Source organism: Microbispora bryophytorum, assembly GCF_006874465.1.
GTDB classification, from domain to species: Bacteria; Actinomycetota; Actinomycetes; order Streptosporangiales; family Streptosporangiaceae; genus Microbispora; species Microbispora bryophytorum.
In genome coordinates this window covers 778801-797836 of the sequence record NZ_VIRL01000001.1, presented here as the reverse complement: position 1 = coordinate 797836, position 19036 = coordinate 778801, and the positions used below count along the sequence as shown (strand labels likewise).

At 71.5% G+C, this 19036-nt stretch carries 18 protein-coding genes; 11 read left to right on the top strand and 7 right to left on the bottom strand.

The genetic code is table 11. From position 1 onward, the window contains the following. Positions 1–45 precede the first annotated feature (45 nt). Positions 46–1401: a threonine--tRNA ligase gene (gene thrS / locus FLX07_RS03820; RefSeq protein ID WP_308424376.1), complete on the top strand. Its 1356-nt coding sequence runs from the start codon at positions 46–48 to the stop codon at positions 1399–1401. 1 nt (position 1402) lies between these two features. Here thrS and FLX07_RS03815 read toward each other — a convergent pair whose 3' ends face one another. After that, positions 1403–2473, bottom strand: coding sequence for an LCP family protein (locus tag FLX07_RS03815; RefSeq protein WP_142567967.1), 1071 nt, complete (start codon positions 2471–2473; stop codon positions 1403–1405). Between the two features lie 2 nt (positions 2474–2475). Next, entirely contained in the window at positions 2476–3054 is a 579-nt protein-coding gene (locus tag FLX07_RS03810; protein ID WP_223853777.1) for an RNA polymerase sigma factor, read from the bottom strand. Positions 3055–3298: 244 nt separating this feature from the next. Between FLX07_RS03810 and FLX07_RS38275 the strand changes: the two genes are divergently transcribed. Both FLX07_RS38275 and FLX07_RS03805 read left to right on the top strand, forming a co-directional pair. Beyond that, on the top strand, positions 3299–3430 hold the full coding sequence (locus FLX07_RS38275) for a hypothetical protein (protein WP_268239425.1): 132 nt from the start codon (positions 3299–3301) through the stop codon (positions 3428–3430). 169 nt (positions 3431–3599) lie between these two features. Further along, on the top strand, positions 3600–4268 hold the full coding sequence (locus tag FLX07_RS03805) for a class I SAM-dependent methyltransferase (RefSeq protein ID WP_142567965.1): 669 nt from the start codon (positions 3600–3602) through the stop codon (positions 4266–4268). Positions 4269–4332: 64 nt separating this feature from the next. On the opposite strand, the gene FLX07_RS03800 is transcribed toward FLX07_RS03805, so the two are convergent. Next, complete coding sequence (locus tag FLX07_RS03800; RefSeq protein WP_142567964.1) at positions 4333–5589, bottom strand: MFS transporter; 1257 nt, start codon at positions 5587–5589, stop codon at positions 4333–4335. Between the two features lie 82 nt (positions 5590–5671). Further along, positions 5672–6508 (bottom strand): glycerophosphodiester phosphodiesterase, encoded by an 837-nt coding sequence (locus FLX07_RS03795; protein ID WP_142567963.1) that lies wholly within the window; start codon positions 6506–6508, stop codon positions 5672–5674. A gap of 448 nt (positions 6509–6956) precedes the next feature. Between FLX07_RS03795 and FLX07_RS03790 the strand changes: the two genes are divergently transcribed. From FLX07_RS03790 to FLX07_RS03770, 5 genes are all read left to right on the top strand, one after another. Then, complete coding sequence (locus tag FLX07_RS03790) at positions 6957–8456, top strand: PP2C family protein-serine/threonine phosphatase (RefSeq protein ID WP_167748100.1); 1500 nt, start codon at positions 6957–6959, stop codon at positions 8454–8456. Beyond that, entirely contained in the window at positions 8456–8839 is a 384-nt protein-coding gene (locus FLX07_RS03785) for an STAS domain-containing protein (protein WP_142567961.1), read from the top strand. Before FLX07_RS03790 ends, FLX07_RS03785 begins: the two co-directional genes overlap by 1 nt. A 126-nt stretch (positions 8840–8965) precedes the next feature. Continuing rightward, a complete protein-coding gene (locus FLX07_RS03780) occupies positions 8966–9439 on the top strand; it encodes a hypothetical protein (RefSeq protein ID WP_142567960.1) in 474 nt (157 codons plus the stop codon). Further along, a complete protein-coding gene (locus tag FLX07_RS03775; RefSeq protein ID WP_142567959.1) occupies positions 9436–10611 on the top strand; it encodes a zinc-dependent alcohol dehydrogenase in 1176 nt (391 codons plus the stop codon). Before FLX07_RS03780 ends, FLX07_RS03775 begins: the two co-directional genes overlap by 4 nt. 568 nt (positions 10612–11179) lie before the next feature. Continuing rightward, on the top strand, positions 11180–13456 hold the full coding sequence (locus FLX07_RS03770; protein WP_142567958.1) for a HelD family protein: 2277 nt from the start codon (positions 11180–11182) through the stop codon (positions 13454–13456). Positions 13457–13526: 70 nt separating this feature from the next. On the opposite strand, the gene FLX07_RS03765 is transcribed toward FLX07_RS03770, so the two are convergent. Beyond that, the gene (locus FLX07_RS03765) at positions 13527–13928 is read right to left on the bottom strand and encodes a hypothetical protein (protein ID WP_142567957.1); all 402 of its coding nucleotides are present in this window, start codon (positions 13926–13928) and stop codon (positions 13527–13529) included. A 239-nt stretch (positions 13929–14167) separates the two neighbouring features. Between FLX07_RS03765 and FLX07_RS03760 the strand changes: the two genes are divergently transcribed. Both FLX07_RS03760 and FLX07_RS03755 read left to right on the top strand, forming a co-directional pair. Further along, on the top strand, positions 14168–14698 hold the full coding sequence (locus FLX07_RS03760) for a peptidylprolyl isomerase (protein WP_142567956.1): 531 nt from the start codon (positions 14168–14170) through the stop codon (positions 14696–14698). Positions 14699–14820: 122 nt separating this feature from the next. After that, positions 14821–15687, top strand: a complete 867-nt coding sequence (locus tag FLX07_RS03755; protein WP_142567955.1) for a rhomboid family intramembrane serine protease — start codon at positions 14821–14823, stop codon at positions 15685–15687. A gap of 144 nt (positions 15688–15831) precedes the next feature. On the opposite strand, the gene FLX07_RS03750 is transcribed toward FLX07_RS03755, so the two are convergent. Further along, the gene (locus FLX07_RS03750; RefSeq protein WP_142567954.1) at positions 15832–16077 is read right to left on the bottom strand and encodes a cell division protein CrgA; all 246 of its coding nucleotides are present in this window, start codon (positions 16075–16077) and stop codon (positions 15832–15834) included. 195 nt (positions 16078–16272) lie between these two features. Here FLX07_RS03750 and FLX07_RS03745 point away from each other — a divergent pair, with 195 nt between their 5' ends. Further along, a complete protein-coding gene (locus FLX07_RS03745) occupies positions 16273–16851 on the top strand; it encodes an anthranilate synthase component II (protein ID WP_142567953.1) in 579 nt (192 codons plus the stop codon). 266 nt (positions 16852–17117) lie between these two features. Here the strand turns inward: FLX07_RS03745 and pknB are convergent, their stop codons facing one another. Beyond that, positions 17118–19034, bottom strand: coding sequence for a Stk1 family PASTA domain-containing Ser/Thr kinase (pknB, locus tag FLX07_RS03740; protein WP_142567952.1), 1917 nt, complete (start codon positions 19032–19034; stop codon positions 17118–17120). Positions 19035–19036 lie beyond the last annotated feature (2 nt).

Below are 19036 nucleotides of genomic sequence, written 5' to 3'. Positions count from 1 at the left end.
AGAGACGATCAACGGCTGTGCTAGCGTTCGCGGCATGATGCGCGCCTGCCTGACGACGACGCCGGAGACCGTCCCGGCGCGCTGATTCGTACTTTCATCGAAGCCCCGGGGCGAGCGCCCCGGGGCTTCGTCGTCCGGTCACTCGCCTCGCCGCAGCCGAAACGCGAGGAGACCGCGATGCACGACCACCGCAAGCTGGGCCGCGAGCTCGGCCTGTTCGACACCGACCCGCTGATCGGCTCCGGGCTGCCCTACTGGCTGCCCGACGGAGCCGTCATCCGGCACACCCTGGAGGAGTACATCCGCGACGCCGAACGGCGGGCGGGCTACCGGCACGTGTACTCCCCCGTGCTCGGCAAACGGGAGCTGTACGAGATCTCCGGGCACTGGTCGCACTACAGCGACGACATGTTCCCGCCCATGGACCTCGGGGGAGAGCAGGTCGTCCTGCGGCCGAGCCTGTGCCCCCACCACGCGTTGATCTACCGCTCCCGCTCGCACAGCTACCGCGAGCTGCCGCTGCGCGTCGCCGAGCTGGGCGGCATGTACCGCTCCGAGCTGTCGGGCGTGCTCGGCGGGCTCACCCGCGTGCGGGCGATCCAGCTCAACGACGCGCATATCTTCTGCACCCTCGACCAGGTCGCCGCCGAGGCGGCCGGGGCCCTGGAGATGATCAGGCGCGCGTACGCCGCGCTCGGCATCCGCCCGGTCCGCTACCGGCTGTCCCTGCCCGGGGCCGGCGGCAAGTACGTCGCCGCCCCCGAGATGTGGCGGCGGGCGACCGCCATGCTGACCGACGTCCTCGACCGCTCCGGCCTGGCCTACGAGGCCGCGGAGGGCGAGGCGGCGTTCTACGGCCCGAAGATCGACGTGCAGATCGCCGACGGCGCCGGGCGGGAGGCCACCCTGTCCACCGTGCAGGTCGACTTCCACCAGCCCGAACAGTTCGACCTGCACTACATCGGCCCGGACGGCGGCAGGCACCGGCCCGTCATGGTCCACCGCAGCATCATCGGCAGCGTGGAGCGGGCCGTGGCGCACCTCATCGAGGTGTACGGCGGCGCCTTCCCGGCCTGGCTCGCCCCCGCCCAGGTGGTGGTCCTGCCGGTGACCGAGGCCGAACTGCCGCAGGCCGAGGCGCTCGTACGGCGCTGCGCCGAGCTGGGCCTGCGGGCGGAGGTCTCCGGGCCCGAGCACGGCAGCCTGGGCGCCCGCGTCCGGGCCGCCCGGCTGGCGCCCTACCAGGCCGTGATCGGCGCGAAGGAGGCCGTGGGCGACGAGGTCGCGCTGCGCCTGCGCGACGGCCGCGCCCTGGACGCGATGCCCGCCGCCGAGGCGCTGGCCCGCATCGGCGGTCTCGTCGAGGCCCGCGCCGCAGCCCTGTGGGAGTCCGAGTCGTGACTCAGAGCGCGGCGAGCCGGTCGAACAGGCGGGCGGCGTCCGGCTGCCGCCACTCGACCCGGTTCGGATCCTTCGCGTAGGGCCGCCAGGGCACCATCGTGAACGTGACCCGGGTGCCGGCCCGTTGCACGTCCCCCACCAGCGCGAGCATGGTGTCCAGGTCCAGACCCGCGTCCGCGGTGAGGGACGTCGCGGCCACGCGGACGAGGGCGGCCAGGGCGGCGGGATCGTCGAGACGGGAGACCTTCTTCAGCAACGCCTGGATGAGGGCCTGATTCCGCTTGACGCGGGCGATGTCGGAGCCGTCGCCCAACGCGAACCGCAGGCGTGCGTAGGCCACCGCGGTCCTGCCGTCGAGGACGGACCGGCCGGCGGGCAGCTTCAGCTTCGCCTTGGGGTCGTTCACGGCTTGGGGGAGGGTGACCTCCACACCGCCGAGCGCGTCGACCAGCTTCTCCAGCCCGTCGTAGCGGACGGCGACGGCGTGGTCGACGCGCATGCCCGTGGTGCTCTCCACCGTCTTCCACGCGCAGGTCAGGCCGCCGATCGCGTACGCCTGGTTGATCATGTCCTCATGTGCGGCGACGGTCCGGCCGTCGGCCGACCGGCACTGCGGGATCCGGACCATGGAGTCCCGGGGCAGGCTGACGGCCGTCGCCCGCTTCCGGTCGGCGGACAGCCGCAGGAGGACCATGAGGTCGCTGCGCTCGCCTAAGTCGCCGACGCGTGCGGACGTCGGACGCCGGTCGGAGCCGAGGAGCAGCACGGTCAGGGCCTCGCCCTTCTTGGGCGGGCGGTCTCCCGCGGGCGGTGCCACGGTGTGCGCGCCGGTCGTCCCGCGCAGCAGCACGGTCGGCACCACGACCAGCGCCGCGGTGACCACCGCGACCGCGGCCAGCGCGATCCAGCCCGCCCGGCGTCCGCCGGTGAACGGCGTCAGGCGCCGGCGGCGCCCGCCCGCCGCCTCGTCGAGCAGGCGGCGCCGCTGGCGCGCGAGACCGGCCGGGGGCTCATGTTCGAGGGTGCGGTCGAGGCCGCGGCCTAGGTCGCGGAGCATCGTGAGGTCGTCCATGGCTACTCCTCGTCCCGCAGCGGATTGGTGTGGCCGAGCGACTCGCGCACCTTGCGGCGGGCCCGGTTCAGACGCGAGCGCACGGTGCCCACGGGGATGCCGAGAGACTGCGCCACCTCGTCGTACGACAGGTCGGCCCACGCGATGAGCAGCAGGACGTCGCGATCGCCCTTCGACAGACGCGCCAGCGCGGCGGCCAGCAGTGGGCGGACGGCCGTCGCGCTCACGCCGTCCTCGACGCGTTCGGCGGGGGACTCCGCGACGTCGTCGAACGGGCTGCGGGTGAGCGCCCGATAGCGGGCGGCCTCGTCACGGTGATGCCGGGAGACGAGCTTGCTGACGATGCCGAACAGCCAGGGACGGGCGTCGGGGCGGGCCAGGTCGTAGCGGTCCCGGCGCCGGAACGCGACGAGGAACGTCTCACCCACCAAGTCCTCGGCGACCTCGGGGCCGAGGCGGCGGGACACGTAGCGGTAGAGCATCGACGCGTAGCGGTCGAACAGTGCCGCGAACGCCTCGGGCCGCGCCCTGGACTCGGCGATCAGGTCCGAGTCCAGGCGTGGGGTGGCAAGGGGGATCATCAACGACACCATGGCATCGAGCCGGCCTAACCCTTCGGGGGGAACTGACAGCCATGTCTCGCCACTTGCCGCGCTTCGGGTTCACGGTATGGACGGATCATACTCGTCAACGTATAGTCGCATACGAGTATCAGGATGGAGCGAGGCCGATGGCCGGACGGCGGAAGGCGAGCAATCTTCTGGGCCTGGCCGTGCTCGCGAGGCGGAGTGCGACCTCGCCATCCGCGAGGCCGGGGCGTCCTGGGTGCAGTCCTCCATGGGGGAGCTGACCACCGGGTGGTTCCCCGACCTGGCGATGTGGCGGGCCTGGCGCGAGTCCGGGCGGATGCCGCCCGAGGCGGGCGAATTCGCGGAAAGGGACCTCAGAACGGACTGAACTCATCAGGACGGACCCCGGCCGAGGTGCGGGAACACCTGGCCGGAGTCCGTGACCCTCGAACCGAAACCCGCGGGCGGAATCCGGTCGGAAGGTGGCAACCGCAAGGATAACCGGGCTCCCTCCACGGGCCGGTTCGGACACGCATGATCCGGAACCGGAGGAGACCATGGAGAAGGTCACGCAGAAGCAGGCGCCCGGCATGGAGGGCGCGATGGCCCGGTGGTACGCGCGCCAGCGCGCCTCGGCGCCCCAGATCGCCGCCGTACGACGGTACGCGGCGCAGGTCACCGCCGGTCTGCCGGCCGGGGCGGCCGTCCTGGAGGTGGCCCCCGGGCCCGGTTATCTGGCCGTCGAGATGGCCCGGCTCGGCTGCGCGGTGACCGCGATCGACCTGAGCCGCACGTTCGTGGAGATCACCACGGAGAACGCCGCCCGGGCAGGGGTGCGCGTCGACGTGCGGCTGGGCGACGCCGCCGACCTCCCCTATCCCGGCGGCTCGTTCGATCTGATCGTCTGTCAGGCCGCCTTCAAGAACTTCGGGCGGCCCGTCCGCGTGCTGGACGAGATGCACCGGGTGCTGCGTCCCGGCGGCACGGCGGTGATCGACGACATGAGCCGGGAGGCGTCCCGTGCCGCCATCGACGAGGAGGTCAGGGGGATGCGGCTCACGCGGCTGAACTCCCTGATGACCAAGATGCCGCTGCTGGCGCTGCGCCGCCGCGCCTACTCCCGGGGCCTGTTCGCGCGCCTCGCCGCCGAGAGCGCGTTCGGAACCTGTGAGATCCGCGCGGAGGGGATCAGCGTCGAGGTCCGGCTGACCAAGCCGGCCCGGTAGGCGCCCGCGGGCCCGGGGCGCGGCCTCCCGGCCCCACCTCGGGCCCCTGGCCGGCGGGTGGCCGTCATCGCGACGCGGCTACGCCCGCGGGCTCGTCGTCGACGACCCGCAGGCCGCGTACGCCGGGGGCCAGCAGCGCGGCCAGCGTGACCAGGATGATGATCGCCCCGCAGACGACCAGCGCCGGCCGCGGCCCCACCGCGATGGCCACGGGCCCGGCCAGCAGCAGGCCGAGCGGCCCGAACATGAGGGACCCGAGCGCGTCGTAGGAGCTCACCCGCGACAGCGACTCGGCCGGGATCTCGCGCTGCATGGTGGTCTGCCACAGCACGCCGAAGATGTCGAAGCACACCCCCATCACGAACGCCCCGCCCACGATCGTCCACAACGGCGCGCTCAGGCCGAGCAGCACGTACGGCGCGGCGGTGGGCAGCGTGAGGAGCGTCGCGACCAGGATGGGCCGCCGGGGCCGCAGGCGCAGCGTGACGACCACCCCCACGATCATGCCGACGGCCTCGCCCGCGAGGACGGCCGACCAGGCGGGCGCCCCGCCCAGGGACTGCTTGGCGACCAGCGGCCCGAGCACGCCGTGGGCGGCCTGCAGCGCCATGACCAGGACCGAGAACTGGGCGACGACCACCCACAGCCACTGCCGCGAGACGAACTCGCGCCAGCCGTCCCGCAGCTCGGCCAGCACCGAGTGCCCGCCGCCGGCCGCGCGCTCGGCGGGCGTGAGGCGCAGCAGCGCGATCAGCACGGCGGCCACGGTGAACATCGCCCCGCTGGCCGTCAGCGCCCACCCGCTCCCCAGCAGGACCACGGCCGCGCCGCTCAGCACGAGGCCGGCGACGCGGGAGATGTTCTGTCCCAGGCCCAGCAGCGCGTTCGCGGTCTGCAACCGGTCGGCGGGCACCACGTCCGGGATGATTCCGGTGAGGGCGGGGAACAGGACCGCGGAGGCGATGCCGCTCACCGCGCTCGCGGTCACGAGGGCGGGCAGCGGCGTCCAGCCGGTGAGCATCATCGCGGCGAGGCAGAAGTACGCCGCCGCGTTGAGCGATTCCCCCGTCATCATGACCCGGTGGCGCGGCAGCCGGTCGGCGATCACCCCGCCGACGAGCATGAACAGCACCATCGGCAGCGCCTCGGCGGTGAGCACGGCGGACAGCGTCGTGGCGGTCGCGCCCGGAAGGCCGAGCACGCCGAAGGCGAGGGCCACCGGCGCGAAGGCGGTGCCGAGTACGGAGATCGTCCGGGCCGCCAGCAGCAGGGCGAACCGCCGATCCCTGAGAAGGCCGAGATCACGGCGGAGGCCGGGCATGAGGACGACTCCAAAGGACGTGGAACACGGGAAAGAGGGTGGCGTCTCATCGTGCCGCCCCCGCCCGCGCCCGTCACCTCATTTACCGCGGCCCGGCGGCATAGCGGTGGCACCTGCCGTCGAGCCAGGCGCGGTAGTCCGCGGTGTGGCTGGTCATCACGCTGGTGGGAGCGCGGTCGAACACGGCCTGCCACCGCGGCACGTTGAGCTGCCAAGGGGGCGGTGGCTCGTCCCATTTGACGCCGTCGGCCCACTTCGCCGCCGACCCTCGCAGATGATCCGGCAGCCGATCGGCGAGCCCCGCCTCGATCCACTCGTCACGCGAGTAGACGAGGATCGGCTGCTCGTCCTGCCGTTCGACGACGGGGTCGACGATCTCCCGCCATGCGGCGGTGCCGTGCTCCGGGTCGGCCAGGACGGGCCCGGCGGACTTCTTGATCTCCAGCAGCGCGATCAGCCCCCGGGCGCGGACGTGGTCGAGCCACTCCCGCAGCGTCGGCACGCGCTCACCCGCGTACGGCCCGCGGGCGACGCGGCGGTCGCGCAGGTCGCCGGGCCCGTCGGCCCACCCGATCTCGCGGATCTCCTGCCGGGGACCGGTGAGCCCGTTGGTCGTCCTGTTGTGCCACATGACGGCCTTCGTGCCCTGCCGCGTGAGCTGGACGTCGGCCTCGACGCCGTCGGCGCCCCATGAAGCCTGGTCGTCGACCGCCCGCAGCACGTTGGGCTGGCGGATCACGTCCTTGGCCTTGGCGCCGGCGCTCTTCGGGTAGCCGCCGTGGCCGATCAGCAGCGGGCAGGGCGGCAACTCCTCCGCGGATGCGGGTGCGGGTGCGGGTGCGGGTGGGGGTGCGGGTGGAGGTGGGGCGAGCAGCGCGACCACGAGGGCCGGCGCGATGCCCGCTGACGCCCTGATCATCGCTCGCCCTCCCCACCAGCCGGCCCAAATCGATCAGCCCTAAATCGATCAGCCCGCAATCGATCAACGCAGATCGACCAGCGCATTGTGCGCGGCCGTCAGGGGAGCGCGCGGCCCGTGCCGCGCGGCCGGACCCTTTCTTGACGACAAGAGGAAGTGTTTCTGGATCGCGCCGGGCGGGCGCGTCGATGACGTGCGCGGAGTCGACAGGGGGAGTGCGCCCAGGACGGACGGAGCCTGGCGAGGAGACCAAAGGCATCCAGCGCCTATCCTGAAGGGTGGAGGGTAACCTCATCGGGAAGGCAAGAGCGATCCTCCCGAAAGTCCGCTCTTGTGGATGCCTGAAGAAGGGTGGCCGGCGGATTCAATGAGTGGAGGTGATCGCATCCTGCGGCTTACTGCTGTTAGCGGCTCGTCTCTCGACGCAGGCGAATCGTATCCCGAAGCGATGGCCGGGCTGGTGCAGGCCATGCTCGATGCGATCCCGGTGCAGACCGTCTGGCTGGCGCCCGTCCGGGGCGAGGCCGGTGCGATCGTCGACTTCGAGGTGTGCGCGGCCGGACCCGAGGCCAGGGACGTCCGCGACAGGGCCGGCAAGGAGCTCGTCGGCCTCCGCACGCTTGAGGCGTATCCGGGCGTCGCCGGCTCCCCTCTGTGGGACGCCTGCCTCCGCGTCATCGAGACCGGGGATCCCGAGGACGTCGATCCCTACGTGCACCGGGAAGACGGGCACGGCGTGCCTCATCTGTCCACCTACGGCGTCCGCCTCGCATGGCTGCAGGGCGGCCTGCTCGTCTCCTGGGATCGCCGCGACAGGGAGGAACGCCTGTCGGCCCGGCTGCTCCACACCGAGCGCCTGGGCCACCTCGGATGGGGGCACTGGAGCCTGATCACCGGCGATGCCGAGTGGTCCGACCAGCTCTACATCATCCATGGGCGCGACCCCGCCGAGGGGCCGTTCGCGCTGGAGTACTACCGCGAGATCGCCCACCCCGACGACGTCCCGATCGTCGAGCAGGCGCTCGCGACGCTGACCGGCACCGGCGGGCCGCACGAGTTTGACATCCGCATCCGTGTCGGTGACGAGTACCGGCACATCAGGGCGACGGCCGAGGTCACCCGGGACGCGAACGGTATGCCCGTCGAGATCCACGGCGTCGTGCAGGACGTGACCGACTGGCGCAGGACCGCCGACGAGCTCGCCGAGGTCACCCAGCGGCTTGAGGAGGAGTCGCAGCTCACCGCGCGACTGCAGAGCATCATCCTGCCGATGCAGGACTCGGTGCCCGGCCTGCAGCTCGGCGTGCGCTACTTCCCGGCCGAGACCGCGCCGCTGGGCGGTGACTGGTATCAGGCCATCCACCTCGACCACGGCGAGGCGCTGCTGGCCGTGGGCGACGTCGCCGGGCACGGCCTGGCCGCCGCCTCCGCGATGGCCAAGCTGCGGCACGCGATCACCGGGCTGGCCTTCGCCGACCACGATCCGGCGCAGATCCTCGTGGCGCTGAACCGGCTCCTCCGGCGGATGCGGCCCGACGTGCTCGCGACGTCGGTCGTGGCCCGCTACCGCACCAAGGACCGCACGCTGAGCTGGACCCATGCGGGCCACCCGCCGATGCTGCTCGTCAGGGGGACCAAGGTGCACCGGCTGCTGCACCCCGGCGTGCTGCTCGGCGTCTTCGAGGACGTGAGCTACAGCTGCGCCGAGATCCAGCTGGAGCCGGACGATCTCCTCCTCATGTTCACCGACGGTCTCATCGAACGCCCGGGCCGGGACCTGTTCGAGGGCCTCGACATCCTCAGCGCGGCGATCGCCAAGACCGTGCCGAAGGTGCCACCGCAGGATCGGGTGGCGGCGGTCATGGAGACCCTGGCCCCGAGTAACACCGGCGACGACACCTGCATCCTGGTCGCGCGCATTCTGCCGAACTCCTTGGAAGTGTCCTGATGGCTGATCGTCACAACATCTCGACAGCCGAGACCACGTTCGCCGCCGAGAGCAGCGGAAGCATGGGCGTGCTGACGGTGCGGGGAACGCTCGACTTCACCACGCACGAATCGGCCACCGAATTCTTCGACAAGGCATTCGCCCAGTTCGGGCCGCACCTCGTGGTGAACCTGCTCGGGCTGGACTTCCTCGACTCCAGAGCGACGGGGCTGCTGGTCACCTGCTGGAAGCGCGCGCTGGACGACGGAGGCTGGCTGGGCCTCGTCGCGGTCGAGCAGGGCGCGGCCCGCGCGTTGTGGATCACCGGGCTGGCGTCCCACGTCCCGATCTTCCCCACCGTCGCGGACGCCCTCGCCGCCGCGCCGTCTCCCGACGCCGGATAGCCCGCGGACCGTCGTCCCGCGACCGTCACCTGGCGTCCAACTCCTCCTCAGATGCCTGCCTTGGGCGGATAGAGCCCATGAGCGGGGGTAGCACCCGAGGAAGTCGGCCGTGGAGGGGGCGAAGCAATGAAACGTCTCGTTGCCGGAGCGGCGCTCGCGGCTGCCGGCCTGGCGGTGGCGCGATGGGTGGCCGCGCGTGGCCGGGTGCCGGCCGCGGCGAAGGACCCGCTGGAATCCAGCCGCTGGCTGGGCGTCACCGTCAACCGGCCGCCGGACGAGGTCGCCCCGGCTGGGCACCTGCCCGAGCCGCTGGCCCAGGTGGACGCCGAGGTGCGGATGAACCGGGCGCCCGGCGACCGGGGCACGGAGATCTACGCACGGCCGAGGGAGCACCGGGGCGGCGCCGACGGCGTCCTCGCCCGGCTGCGGGGTGAGGATCCCCGCCCGGGGATCCGTACGGCGCTGCGCGAGACGAAGTCACTGCTGGAGACCGGCGACGTGCTGCGCTCGGACGAGGAGATCGCGACGACCCGGCCGACGCTGCCGGGCAAGGTCCTCGACATGGCGCTGGGACGCGCGGCTGAAGGGGGGCGGCTGTGAAGGCGCTGTGCTGGCAGGGCGTGAACGACCTGTCGGTCGAGCAGGTGCCCGACCCCGCGATCCTCAACGCCCAGGACGCGATCGTGAAGGTGACGGCGAGCACCACCTGCGGTTCCGACCTCCACCTGCTCGGCGGCTACATCCCGGCCATGCGGGCCGGCGACGTCATCGGGCACGAGTTCATCGGCGAGATCGTCGACGTCGGCCCCGAGGTGAGCCGGCACCGGCGGGGCGACCGGGTGGTGGTCTGCTCGATTATCGGATGCGGCCGCTGCTGGGCCTGCCGTCACGACGAGTGGTCGCTGTGCGAGAACAGCAACCCCAAGCCGGGCGTCACGGACCTGATGTGGGGTGGCACGACCGCGGGCATCTTCGGCTACTCCCACGCGATGGGCGGCTTCCGGGGCAGCCACGCCGAGTACATCCGGGTGCCCTTCGTGGACTACAACGCGTTCACCATCCCCGAGGGGGTCGCGGACCTCGACGCCCTGTTCGCCTCCGACGCGGCCCCGACGGGCTGGATGGGCGCCGAGCTCGGCGGCGTACGACCCGGAGACGTGGTCGCGGTGTGGGGCTGCGGCGGCGTCGGCCAGATGGCCGCCCGGGCCGCCATGCTCCTCGGGGCCGAGCGGGTCATCGCGATCGACCGCTACCCGGAACGGCTGGCGATGACCGCCCGGCATGTCGGCTGCGAGGTGATCGACTACACGAGCACCGACGTCACCGCCGAGCTGCGCGAGCGCACCGGCGGCCGGGGCCCGGACGTGTGCGTCGAGGCCGTCGGCATGGAGGCCGACAGCACGGGGATCCAGCGCGTCTACGACGGCGTCAAGCAGCAGCTGCGCCTGGAGCAGGACCGCCCGATCGCGGTGCGGGAGGCGATTCACGCCTGCCGCAAGGGCGGCTCGGTGTTCGTGCTGGGGGTCTTCGCCGGCTTCGTGGACAAGTTCCCGCTCGGTGCGCTGATGAACAAGGGCCTCACGCTGCGCGGTGCGCAGCAGCACGGCCAGCGGTACATCCCGAAGCTCCTCGAACGCATCGCGAAGGGCGATCTGAAGACCTCCTACCTCGCGACGCACACGATGACGCTCGACGAGGGGCCCAAGGGCTACGACATGTTCAAGCACAAGAAGGACGGCTGCGTCCGCGCGGTCTTCCGCCCCTGGGCCTGACCTGCCGGGGTCTGACCTGCATGGGTGTGACCTGTGTGGGCCTGCGTGGGTGTGACCTGCCGGGCCCTGCGTGGGCCAGGGTGGGTGTTACCTGCCTGGGCCCGCATCTGACGGGGGCTGACCCGTGGAGAGCGCCCGCCGCCCCCGTGTGAGGCGGCGGGCGGGTGATCTCAGCGGACGGCCGGGGCGGCCAGCCGTTCCGCCTCGTGGTGCAGCGCCTCGATGACGACGAGCTCCAGGCGGAGCTCGTCGTCCACGAGGCTTTCGAGGACGTCCATCCGGGCCTCCTTGTTTCCAAAGACGTTCCGCGGCGCGCGACGGTTGACCCTGGTGCGATGCGAATCGGGACGGAAATGTGGCGATGCGTCCCGGTGATCGCGCCGTACGGCGGCTACCCAGGACGGAGGCGACATCACTCACTTCAGTCACAGAAGTCTCGGTAAACAAAAAATCCACCCCGGAACGGAGTGGATAGAAGCGCGCCGCATCACAGAGGCGCGATGCCCTATAGTGAGAGATTCCCAGTTATCTGAAAATCAGACGCTCTCACTAGGAGTTTATCACGGGAATGGGTGACCGTCAATCTGAATCCGCTCGCGCTGAGGCCCTGCGGATCGAGCAGTCACATGTCTCCATGCTGTACGGCCGTCTCGACATCGCCCGCGAACGGGCCGAGCGTGGCATGCGGGAAGTCCTGGCCCGTGGCGGCACGGGAACCCGGCAGGCCGTCGTGGAGCGCGAGGCGGCGGCGGCCGAGCACGCCCGCCGCCACGCGCAACTGTCGGCCGTCGAACGCGGCCTGTGCTTCGGCCGCATCGACGACGCCGGGGGCGAGACCCTCTACATCGGCCGCGTCGGGCTGCGCGACGACGACCACACGTCCGTGCTCGTCGACTGGCGTGCCCCCGCCGCCCGGCCCTTCTACGTCGCCACCCCCAGCGACCCGGGCTCCCTCGTACGCCGACGGCACCTGCACACGCGGCACCGCGACGTCGTGGGCATCGACGACGAGGTCTTCGACCTCGACCGGATGGCCGACGGAGACCGCCGTACGCTCGTCGGCGAGGCCGCGCTGCTCGCGGCGCTGCGCCGGGGGCGCACCGGACGCATGGGCGAGGTCGTCGCCACCATCCAACGCGAGCAGGACCGGGTGATCCGCGCCGGCCTGGCGGGGGCGCTCGTCGTGCAGGGCGGGCCGGGCACGGGCAAGACCGTCGCCGCCCTGCACCGGGCGGCGTACCTGCTCTACACCCACCGCGACACGCTGGAGCGGCGCGGCGTTCTCGTCGTCGGCCCCAACGCGACCTTCTCCCGCTACATCGGCCAGGTGCTGCCCGCGCTGGGTGAGACGCAGGTGGTGCTGACGAGCATGGGCGGGCTCCACCCCGGGGTGCGGGCCACCGCCGAGGACGAGCCGGCCGTCGCCGTCGTCAAGGGCGACCCGCGCATGGTCCTGGTGGTCGAGGAGGCGGTCCGCGACCGCGAGCGCGTGCCCGAGGGCGACCTGGAGGTGAAGATCCCAGTTCGCACGTCGGTGCGCGGCGGCGTGGAGGTCGTGGTCGAGGAGATGACGCTGCGGGTGGACCACGCCACCTGCCTGCGGGCCCGCGACCGCGCCCGCGGCCTGCGGCGGCAGCACAACATCGCCCGGTGGACGTTCATGGACCGGGTGCTGCTGGCGCTGGCCCGTGACGAGGCGGCACAACTCGACCGGCCGCTGGAGGACGGCGACCTGCGGTACGCCGCCACGACCCTGTGGGAGCACCGGTCGGTGCGCGACGCGCTCGACGCCCTGTGGACGGAGATCACCCCTGAGCGGCTCGTCCGCGAGCTTCTGTCGGACGAGGAGCGGCTGCGTACGGCGGCCGGGCCCTACCTGACGGAGGAGGAGCGCGCGCTCCTGCTGCGGCCCCGCGAGGCGCCGTGGACGGTCGGCGACGTCCCCCTGCTGGACGAGGCCGCCGAACTGCTCGGCGAGTACGACTACGGGGCCGGGGCCAGGCGGCGCCGTGCGGACGACGAGCGCCGCGAGGAGGAGCTGTACGCGCGGGAGGTCCTGACCATCACCGACGTCGATCCGGTGCTCGACGCGACCCTGCTGGCCGGCCGCAACCGCGACGCCGGGCCGTACGTCACGACGGCCGACCGGGCCGGCCGCGACCGCACCTGGGCGTACGGGCACGTGATCGTGGACGAGGCGCAGGAGCTGTCGGCGATGGCCTGGCGGACGGTGATGCGGCGGGTCCCGGCCCGCTCCCTGACGGTCGTCGGCGACATCGCCCAGACCGGCTCGGCGGCGGGCGCGCGGTCGTGGGGCGAGATGCTCGACCCGTACGTGAAAGGACGCTGGCGGGAGGAGCGCCTGCTGGTCAACTACCGGACGCCGGCCGAGATCATGGAGGTCGCCGCCGACGTGCTGCGCGCCGTGGCGCCCGGGGAGGAGCCGCCCGAGTCGGTCCGGTTCGGCGGCGCCCGCCCCCGCGCCGTGCCCGCCGACGGCACCGACCTGCGCCGGCTCGTGGAGTCGGAGCTGCGCGAGATCGGGGAGGGGCGGGTCGGCGTCGTCACGCCGGACGCCCGGCACGCGGAGGTCGCCGCGCTGTTCCCCGAGGCCGTCGACCCCCTGGACAGCCCGGTGGCCGTCCTCACCGTGCGCGGCTCGAAGGGCCTGGAGTTCGACGCCGTGGTGGTCGTGGATCCCGAGGGTATCCTGCGTCAGTCGCCGAAGGGCGGCCAGGACCTGTACGTCGCCATCACCCGGGCGACCCGGCGGCTCACCGTGGTCTACGAGGACCGTCTCCCCGCCGTACTGCACCGCCTGGAGACCGCTCCAACACCCCTATGAGTGAAGCGGGAAACACAGTACGGCCGGCGTTGGGGGAACGCCGGCCGTACTGGTGGCTGTGAGGGATGTGTCAGGGCATTTTCCCCGAGATCTCGTCGGCGGCCTTGTCGGCCTTCTCGCCGGCCTCCCCGGCCTTGTCTCCGACCCACTTGCTGGCGTCGGAGCCGGTGTGACGTATGCTCTCCCGCATCGTCTCGGTCCAGCGCTGGGCGTTGTTGCGGTACATCGCCACACCCACCGCGCCGATCGCGACGCCGCCCAGCAGTGCGACAACCGGCCAGCGCCTGCGGGGCTTCCTGGTGCTGCCCACATCGATCCGGCGGGCCAGTTCGGCCAGGAACGCGCTCACGATCGGAGCGATCTGCTCCTCGACCGACTGCGCCGCCTGATCGAGCTTCGGCGCCGCCCAGACCCTGGCGTCCTCGATCCGGTGCGAGGCGAGATCTCGTGCGGTCTCCGCGACCGGACTCATCCGGCCGCCGGCCTTTGTCGCCTGGTCTCTCATCCTGCTCAGCCACGTTTGCGGGATGACCACCTCGGCACGCTGCCTTCTGTTCATTGTCAGGGACACGATCAACCTCCCCAATCGACGGGGCCCCGGAACGACCCCTTCCCGGATGGTTGTGCCTCAATCACGAGCGGTGCTTGAAGGCATGCTCGATACCCTGTTCCCCGGACAACTAACACGAGCTACCAAAGGGGGCGGCCCTCGTGGCTGACAACCTCATCGCGAATCTGCGCACGAACCACGGCACGATCCGTGTCCAGCTTTTCCCCAACAAGGCGCCGAAGACCGTGCGCAACTTCGTCGAACTCGCCGAGGGCACCCGGGAGTGGACCCACCCGGAGACCGGTGAGAAGACGAACGCCAAGCTCTACGACGGCACGATCTTCCACCGTGTCATCAGCGGCTTCATGATCCAGGGCGGCGACCCGCTCGGGCAGGGCGTCGGCGGCCCGGGCTACAGCTTCGACGACGAGATCCACCCGGAGAACCAGTTCAACCGGCCCTACCTGCTCGCCATGGCGAACGCGGGCAAGCGGTTCGGCAAGGGCACCAACGGCTCGCAGTTCTTCATCACCGTCGCGCCGACGCCCCACCTTAACCAGGGGCACACGATCTTCGGTGAGGTGATCGAGGGCGCCGAGGTGGTCGACGCGATCGCCAAGGCCCCCACCGGCCGCAACGACCGGCCGGTGAACGACGTGGTCATCGAAGAGGTCACCATCGAACGGTCCTGACGCCGCCCTTCCGGCGCTCCGGAGACGCCTCGGCCCCGCGAACACGCGGCCGGGGCGTTTCCGGCTTATAGGCTGGCTGGTGGATGCGCCCCCGCACAGGGACTCGCCCAGGAAAGGACCGCATGACCTCCCAGCCTCCGCCGCCCCCGCAGTCGGGGGCGCAAGCCGTGCCCACCTGCTACCGGCACCCCGACCGCGAGACCTACGTCCGCTGCCAGCGCTGTGAGCGCCCGATCTGCCCCGACTGCATGCGCGAGGCGGCCGTCGGTCACCAGTGCCCCGAGTGCGTCCGCGACGGCGGTCGCGAGGCGCCGCAGGCCCGAGCGACCTTCGGCGGCGCCGCCGTGGCCGTGCCCCGCGTCACGTGGACTCTGCTGATCCTCAACGTGCTCGCGTACGGGGCCGAGGTCCTGCGTCCCGACGAGGTCATCCAGCGGTTCGCGATGTGGTCGCTCGGGGTCCACATGGGCGAGTGGTGGCGGCTGATCACCAGTGCCTTCCTGCACTCCCCGCCGCCGTCGTTCTGGCACATCCTGTTCAACATGTGGGCGCTCTACGCGATCGGCCCGGAACTGGAGCGCAGGCTCGGCGCGGGCCGGTTCGCCGCGCTCTACCTGCTGTCGGCGCTGGGCGGCTCGGTCGCCATCTACCTGTTCGGCACGTCGGCCGTCGGCGCCTCCGGAGCCATCTACGGCCTGTTCGGCGCGTTGTTCGTCGTCGCCCGCAGGCTCGGCTACGATGCCCGCGGCGTTCTGTGGCTGATCGGCATCAACGTGGTGCTCACGTTCGTCGTGCCGGGCATCAGCTGGCAGGGGCATCTCGGCGGGCTCGTGACCGGCACGGTCGTCGCCGTCGGCTTCGCCTACGCTCCGCCGCGCAACCGCACCCTCGTGCAGGCCTGCGTCGCGGCCGTGGTGCTGGTGGCGCTGGTCCTGCTCGTCACCATGCTTCCGCCGTACGGCCTGCCCCTGGAGGGCGCCTTCACCTGACACCCCGCGCACCGGGCTGGGTGACGCGGTCGAGCCGGCCGGAGCCGGCTCGACCGGGCCGGCGTCTACCCCACCAGGGGGTCGCTCGGCGCCTGCTGCCCACAGGCTGTGGATAAAGGCTGTGGAAAGATTTCAGAAAGCAGCCTATCGCCACTTCGTGGAGAGCACGACGCCGACGATGATGAGCCCGAAACCGATCAGCAGGTTCCAGTTCGCCAGGGCGGAGATGACGGGAACGCTCGGCGCGATGTAGTAGATCGCGATCCAGACGATACCGATGATCCAGCAGGCCACCATGACGGGGGCGAGCCAACGTGGGCTGACCTTCACCGTCTGCGACTTCTGCGGCGGCGTGTAAACGGCCTTCTTGCGGGTCTTCGACTTGGGCACGGGAGTTTCTCCTGGTGGGTACCCGCGCGGTCGTGCGGGCTGGTGTCAATAGCGTAATCGCTGTGGCGGTGAAGTCCCGAGCAAGGATAGTCGTCGCGGACCCCAACGGGCGATCCCCCATGCGGGATTGCCGTACGCTGAAAGTCCGGTTTCCGCTCTGGACACCCAGCAACCCCCGTGAAGCGGGAGACATCTATGAGCCCGGTCCGGGTGCTCGTGGTCGACAATCACGACAGCTTCGTGCACACGATCGTGCAGTATCTACGCGGTCTGGGGGCCGACTGCGACGTACGGCCGCGCGATCACGTCGCCGTGGGCGACGCCGACGAATTCGACGCCGTGCTCGTGTCGCCGGGGCCCGGCACGCCGAAGGCCGCCGGGGTGTCGGTGTCCCTCGTGCGGCACTGCGCCGACCGCGGCCTGCCGCTGCTCGGGGTCTGTCTCGGCCACCAGGCCATCGCCGTGGCGTACGGGGCCGCGGTGGAGCGCGCGCCCGAGCTCATGCACGGCCGCACCAGCCTGATCTCCCACGACGGGCGGGGGGTGTTCCGGGAGCTCCCGTCGCCGGTCACGATGACGCGCTACCACTCGCTCGCCGTGGTCCCCGGCACCGTGCCGGACACGCTGGAGGTCACGGCCACCACGCCCGACGGCGTCATCATGGGTTTGCGCCACCGCGACGCCCCCATCGAGGGCGTGCAGTTCCACCCCGAGTCGGTCGTGTCCGAGCACGGCCATCGGCTGCTCGGAAACTGGCTCGCGCAGATTGTGTAACGCTTTCCGCTCTCGTTACGAATAGGAAAGTGAGGGCTTCCGCCATTGCCCCCGAGTGGCGGAAGCCCTTCCTCATGCCCGGCGACCTCCGGCAGGGTGAACGGGGGATGCCGGGCGGCCGCGGCCTCGCCGACGTCGATGCCCCGTCCGGGCCGCTCGCCGGGGTGGGGGCAGCCGTTCACCGGCAGAGGTCCCGGGAGAGACCCCGGTCGATGAAACGCCGACGGCGGCCACCGCCTCGCGGTGACCGCCGTCCGCTCGCTCGCCTAGTTGCCGAACGGGTTGTCCCCGCCCTCTCCGGGCGGCCCGATCTGCACGCCGCCGCCACCGTCACCGCCGTCACCCATGTCGCCGCCGTCTCCGGTGTCGTCCCCGGTGCCGTCTCCGGTGCCGTCCGTCGGCGTGTCGGGTACGGGCTGGTCGGTCGGCTGCTGCTGCGGCTGCGGGCCGCTGGAGACCGTCAGCGTGATGGTGGTGCCGGGGTTGAGCTTCGCCCCCGCCTGCGGCGACTGGTCGATCACGTTGCCCTGCGCCACCACGTCGCTCGGCTGCTCCGACGTCTTGACCTTGAAGCCGGCGCCCTTCAGCGTCTGACTCGCGTCCTCGAGCGTGAGGCCGACGACGCTCGGGACCTCGGTCATCTCCTTGGGCACGTACAGCCGGACCAGGGCGCCCTTCTCGACCTTCTCGCCGCCCTTCGGGCTGCTGTCGAAGACCTTGCCCTGCTCCTTGGTCGAGGCCTTCGGCACGATGCTGACCTTCAGCTCCAGCGCCTCCAGTTCGGACCTGGCCTCTTCCGTCGTCTTGCCGATCAGGTCCTCGGGGACGGTGACCTTCTCCTCGCCCTTGGACACGACGACGGTGACCGCGCCCCCGCGGTCGGCCTGCTCGCCCCCGGCGGGGTCGGTGCTCACGACGGCGCCCTTGGGGACGTCGCTGTTGTACTCCTCCGGTCCGAAGGTGACCGTGAACCCGGCCGCCTTCAGCGCCTGCTCGGCCGCCGCCTTCGTCTGGTTCGTCACCCGCGGCACCTCGACCTTGTCGGACGCCGAGGATCCGCCGGACCCGAGGAACGCGTATCCGACACCGATCATGGCGCCGATCACCGCCAGCGGGATCAGGATCCACAGGGCGGTCTTCAGCGCGGTGTTGCCGCCGCCGCTGCGCCGCCGTCCGTCGTACCGGCCCCCGCCGCGCTGCTCCTGGGCGTACTCGTAGTCGGGGATGGCGCGGGTGCTCTGCGTCATGGGGGCGCCGGAGGCGGCCATCGTCCGCGTGCGGTCCGCCGTGCCGTACCCGTTGTACTGCTGGGTGGCCATCGCCATCGTCTGCGGGTCGACCGGCATGCCCGACAGGGCCCGCTGGAGGTCGCCGCGCATCTCCGTGGCGCTCTGGTAGCGGTGGAGCGGGTCCTTGGCCATCGCCTTGAGCACGATCGCGTCGGCCCACTGCGGGATCTCGGGGTCGATCCGCGACGGCGGGATCGGGTCCTCCCGCACGTGCTGGTAGGCGATCGCCACGGGCGAGTCGCCGGTGAAGGGCGGCTGGCCGGTGAGCAACTCGTACAGCACGCAGCCGGTCGAGTAGATGTCGCTGCGGGCGTCCACGCGCTCGCCGCGGGCCTGCTCGGGAGACAGGTACTGCGCGGTGCCGATCACCTGCGCCGTCTGGGTCATCGTGGCGGCGGAGTCGGCCATCGCCCGGGCGATGCCGAAGTCCATGACCTTGACCTCGCCGTTGACTGTCAACATGATGTTGGCCGGCTTGATGTCCCGGTGGACGATGCCGCCCCGGTGGCTGTAGTCCAGCGCCCGCAGGATGCCGTCCACCAGCTCCACGGCCCGCTCGGGCAGCAGCCGCCGGTCGGCGCGCAGCAGGTCGCGCAGCGTCCGCCCGTCGACGAACTCCATCACGATGTACGGCACGGGCGTGCCGTCCATCATGTCCTCGCCGGTGTCGTACACAGCGATGATCGACGGGTGGTTGAGCGAGGCGGCGGACTGCGCCTCACGCCGGAAGCGCGCCTGGAACGTGTGGTCCCTGGCGAGGTCGGAGCGGAGCGTCTTGATGGCGACGATACGGTCCAGCCGGATGTCCCGGGCGCGATACACCTCGGCCATGCCGCCACGCCCCACGACGCCGTCCAGCTCGTAGCGTCCGCCGAGAAGTCGTGGCTGAGTCATTT

Bases quoted from the DNA above. Each gene is read 5' to 3' on its own strand.
- FLX07_RS03780 (WP_142567960.1), top strand. From the start codon at position 8,966: ATGAAACGTCTCGTTGCCGGAGCGGCGCTCGCGGCTGCCGGCCTGGCG.
- FLX07_RS03765 (WP_142567957.1), bottom strand. From the start codon at position 13,928: ATGAGTCCGGTCGCGGAGACCGCACGAGATCTCGCCTCGCACCGGATC.
- FLX07_RS03815 (WP_142567967.1), bottom strand. From the start codon at position 2,473: ATGGACGACCTCACGATGCTCCGCGACCTAGGCCGCGGCCTCGACCGC.
- FLX07_RS03800 (WP_142567964.1), bottom strand. From the start codon at position 5,589: ATGCCCGGCCTCCGCCGTGATCTCGGCCTTCTCAGGGATCGGCGGTTC.
- pknB (WP_142567952.1), bottom strand. From the start codon at position 19,034: ATGACTCAGCCACGACTTCTCGGCGGACGCTACGAGCTGGACGGCGTC.
- FLX07_RS03755 (WP_142567955.1), top strand. From the start codon at position 14,821: ATGACCTCCCAGCCTCCGCCGCCCCCGCAGTCGGGGGCGCAAGCCGTG.
- FLX07_RS03790 (WP_167748100.1), top strand. From the start codon at position 6,957: ATGGCCGGGCTGGTGCAGGCCATGCTCGATGCGATCCCGGTGCAGACC.
- FLX07_RS03805 (WP_142567965.1), top strand. From the start codon at position 3,600: ATGGAGAAGGTCACGCAGAAGCAGGCGCCCGGCATGGAGGGCGCGATG.
- FLX07_RS03810 (WP_223853777.1), bottom strand. From the start codon at position 3,054: ATGATCCCCCTTGCCACCCCACGCCTGGACTCGGACCTGATCGCCGAG.
- FLX07_RS03745 (WP_142567953.1), top strand. From the start codon at position 16,273: ATGAGCCCGGTCCGGGTGCTCGTGGTCGACAATCACGACAGCTTCGTG.
- FLX07_RS03795 (WP_142567963.1), bottom strand. From the start codon at position 6,508: ATGATCAGGGCGTCAGCGGGCATCGCGCCGGCCCTCGTGGTCGCGCTG.
- FLX07_RS03785 (WP_142567961.1), top strand. From the start codon at position 8,456: ATGGCTGATCGTCACAACATCTCGACAGCCGAGACCACGTTCGCCGCC.
- FLX07_RS03770 (WP_142567958.1), top strand. From the start codon at position 11,180: ATGGGTGACCGTCAATCTGAATCCGCTCGCGCTGAGGCCCTGCGGATC.